At 26.5% G+C, this 3,744-nt stretch carries 3 protein-coding genes; all 3 read left to right on the plus strand.

The window, feature by feature from the left end; all coding sequences use genetic code 11:
- The first annotated feature begins 133 nt into the window (after nt 1-133).
- The 3 genes from Q1X91_RS15035 to Q1X91_RS15045 are packed head-to-tail and all read left to right on the plus strand — an operon-like array spanning nt 134 to nt 3,195.
- A complete protein-coding gene (locus Q1X91_RS15035; protein ID WP_300759335.1) occupies nt 134-2,188 on the plus strand; it encodes a tetratricopeptide repeat protein in 2,055 nt (684 codons plus the stop codon).
- 56 nt (nt 2,189-2,244) lie between these two features.
- Entirely contained in the window at nt 2,245-2,745 is a 501-nt protein-coding gene (locus Q1X91_RS15040; protein WP_300759337.1) for a hypothetical protein, read from the plus strand.
- An 18-nt stretch (nt 2,746-2,763) separates the two neighbouring features.
- Nucleotides 2,764-3,195, plus strand: coding sequence for a flavodoxin domain-containing protein (locus tag Q1X91_RS15045; protein ID WP_300759339.1), 432 nt, complete (start codon nt 2,764-2,766; stop codon nt 3,193-3,195).
- The last annotated feature ends 549 nt before the right edge of the window (nt 3,196-3,744 follow it).

The following is a 3,744-nucleotide window of genomic DNA, read 5'->3' on the forward strand; positions in this document are numbered from 1 at the left end:
ATAAAAGAACTGGGGTTTGGGGCAAAGCCCCAACTATAATTTAAAAATATTAAATAAAAATTTATAAATATTAATAAATTTAGTTTTGAAACAAGTATAATAATTTAATAAAATGCCTATTGGAGTTATGCTGATGATGAAAGACAGAATAGAAAGCCTATTTATTCAGGCAAGATTTTATTTTAATTTGGAGAAATATTCTTCTGCCCTTAGAATATACTTTAAGATAATAAACTGTTTTGAAAATTATGATGAAGTATTAGAAAGCAATTATAAAGACAGATATTTTGCAAGAAGCTATTATAAAACAGCATTGACATTATATTATTTAAATAGATATGAAGAGGCTATAGATTATTACAGTAAGGCTATAGAGATTAACCCTCTTTATGAAAAGGCTTTTATAAACAAAGGTATAATACTTGCAAAGCTAATGGCATTTGATGAGGCTTTATATTCATTTAATATGGCTTTGGAAATAAATGATAAATCCGAGATATCTTATTTTAATATAGGCATTATATATTCAAGGCTAGAGCGATATGAAGATGCTTTATATTATTTTAATAAGGCTTCAGAACTTGGGTATGATTATGCATATTTGAATGTTGCTATAGTATTAGAGAAGATTGGTAAAATAGAAGAAGCATTTGAGGCATATGATAAAGCAGTAGCTATAAATAAGTCTCTGGAAGTAGTTTATTTAAATAAGGCTAGTCTTCTTATAAATATAGAAAAATATAAAGAGGCTATAGAATGTTTGGATAAGTCTTTATCAATTTTAGATGAAAAAAATTCAAAAGGCGACACTATCATAAAAAATAAGGATTATATAGAGTATATAGAAATAGGCATGATAGAAAATGATACTATATACGACAGAATATATTTTTTGAAATCAGAGGCTCTTATAGGGTTAGAGCAGTACGATTATGCTCTAACTCTTATATTAAATATTAAAGATTCTAAAAGTGTTAATATATTCAGCATTATATCAAGATTTATAGAATATATAGGCATAGAAAAAATTATTAATACAATATTAAATGAAGATAGTTTTTGGACAGAAGAAAAAGAAGAGTATTTTAATTTTATAGTAAGAGATATAGATATTAAAAACAGAATAAAATTAAAAAAGCTATGGATACTGCAGTATGTATTTTTATATTTGGTATCAGTAAAATATAATGATAAAATTAATGAGATATCTCATTATACAAGTATTGAAGTATTCGATGATATGGCATTTGATAAGAGATACGATAAAGCAGACAACTCAAAATACAATACATACTTAAAGAAAAATAAACTTAGAATGACAAGCATAAAAAATGCAAATGATCCTAAAGAAGGTAAGATATTGATGCAGCTTCTAAGAAATAATAATGTCAATTCAAAATATGCAAGCATTAATAATTTTATAGCATTACAAACATCATTCAGCAGATGTAAAGATTCTCTTACTATGTACAGATTATACGGAAAATATGACAACAAAGAAGGTACGGGCTGCTGTTTAGTATTTGATAAATCTTTTTTTGATACATCTTTCAATAATTGCAGATCTAGTATTTTATTTTCATTCTCTTATGATAAAAATAATTATTCTAATATTGAGTTTTATGAAGAGCAGACTTTGCCTTTGTATTTTGTATTATATTATAATTACAAAAGAAATGAAATAATATTTAATCCATGCGAATCAGATTATGATAATCTTATTATTAATTTAAATAAAGAATATGATGTTTGGAATGACGGCAGTAAATTTTATGATAAATTAAAAAACAATATAGGATATGTATTTTATTCTATGTTTAAGGTGATAAAAGATTTCAATTCAGAAGAATCGGCATTGTCGTATCAGCTTCTTATGAATATGCAGTATTTGATAAAAGATGCTTCATTTATAGAAGAGCAGGAGATGCGTATTATACAGCTTATAGAATATGGAAGTAATCCTCTTCATATTGATGATAAGATGAAACGCTCTTACAAAAATTATCTATATATATTTGATAATAAGTCATTAAAAGAGGTCATATTAGCTCCTAAAGTAGAAGATGCAGATTTTTTAGTAGAAAAGTTTAATGACAGGCTTGCAAAGGCTACAAGTATATATAATTCAAAAAAAATGAAAAATAAATATAAGATAAATGTTTATATATCTAATGCTCCTATATCTTGACAAATATGCATTAATAATTATAATTTTATTATAAAAAATATATAAGGATTTTATTTATGAAAAATATTTATTTAGCTTTATTCATATTTTTATTATTATTATTTTTTGTTTCATGCGGAAAGGATAAAAGTGCTATAGATAAGGCAACTGATAAAATAAATGAAAAAATAGATGATGCTTCAGATGCAGCTAAAGATGGTGTAAAAAAAGCAGGCGGGGCATTAGAAGATGTATCAAAAGCTATAGAAAATATTGACACTGATAAATTATTAGAAGATGCTTCAAAGGCCATAGAAAATATTGATACTAATAAATTATCAGAAGATATTTCAAAAGCTATGGAAAATATTGATACTAGTAAATTACTAAATGAAGCTGCAAAAGCTATGGAAAATGTTGACACTAGTAAATTACTAGATGATGCTGCAAAGGCAATAGAAAATATTGACACTAACAAATTACCAGAAGATATTTCTAATGCTCTAAAAAATATTGATACTGGTAAATTATTAGATGATCTTTCTAAAGCTATAGAAAATGCAAAAAAATCTAATTAATAATTAAAGAGAAAAATTATGTCAAAAAAAATAGCTATAGTAGTATGGAGTAAGACAGGCAATACTAGATTAATGTCTAAGGCTATAAAAGAAGGTGCGGAGAGTGTTGGCGCTTCTGTTGAAGTTTTTAAGTCTTATAATTTTGGTATAGAAGAGGCTAAAAGTTATGATACTATAGCTTTTGGCTGTCCTGCTATGGGGGCTGAAACTTTGGAAGATACAGAGTTTTTACCTATGTATGAGACAGTTAAGCCTTATTTAAAAAATAAAAAAATATTTCTATTCGGCTCTTATGGCTGGGGCGATGGAAAATGGATGAGAGATTGGAAAGAAGATGCTATTAATAATGGCATATCTTTATTTATAGAGCCAATAATAGCAAAAGAAAAACCTTCTGATGATATACTCGATAAATTAAAAAATATAGGAAGAGAATTAGCGTCTGTTTGAAAAATGATATTATATTAAATAATATTAGACTTTTTGTGAAATCCATTTACATGTGATTTTGAAAGTATTTTTATATATCCTTTAATATTATTAATCATAAAAATTTGTTTGTATATACCTAAACAAATACAGTTTGTCAAAAAATAAATTTTTGAAATTTTGATATTTGCGGGGCTTTGCTACGAAGCACACAGTAGTGCACGCTCTGTGTGCCTTCGGCAATCCCCACTTCTTTTGTGACTCCTGTCCGTGCCGTAGGCAAGGTGTAGCCCGAATTTCAGGTATTACCATACATTTAATACATATATTTAAAATATAAAGTTCTATCAATTGCGTTTTTCGCGAAGCGTATCCGAAGGATAAAAACTTTGGCGAAGCCCGCAGAGCGTGTGCGACAAAAAAGTTGAAAATTCTGTATAATGTGCACCAATTGACAAAATAAAATTGTTCCAGTATATACCTAAACAAATATAATTTGTCAAATTTTAGTTATTTATAAATGTAATTATAATTTATTTGTAACATAATATATTTTTATTAATTAACAAA

It is taken from the genome of uncultured Brachyspira sp. (assembly GCF_949287625.1).
In the GTDB taxonomy this organism is placed as follows: Bacteria; Spirochaetota; Brachyspiria; order Brachyspirales; family Brachyspiraceae; genus Brachyspira.

Coding starts and splice junctions, on each gene's coding strand:
- Q1X91_RS15035 (WP_300759335.1), top strand. CDS start 134: ATGATGAAAGACAGAATAGAAAGCCTATTTATTCAGGCAAGATTTTAT.
- Q1X91_RS15040 (WP_300759337.1), top strand. CDS start 2,245: ATGAAAAATATTTATTTAGCTTTATTCATATTTTTATTATTATTATTT.
- Q1X91_RS15045 (WP_300759339.1), top strand. CDS start 2,764: ATGTCAAAAAAAATAGCTATAGTAGTATGGAGTAAGACAGGCAATACT.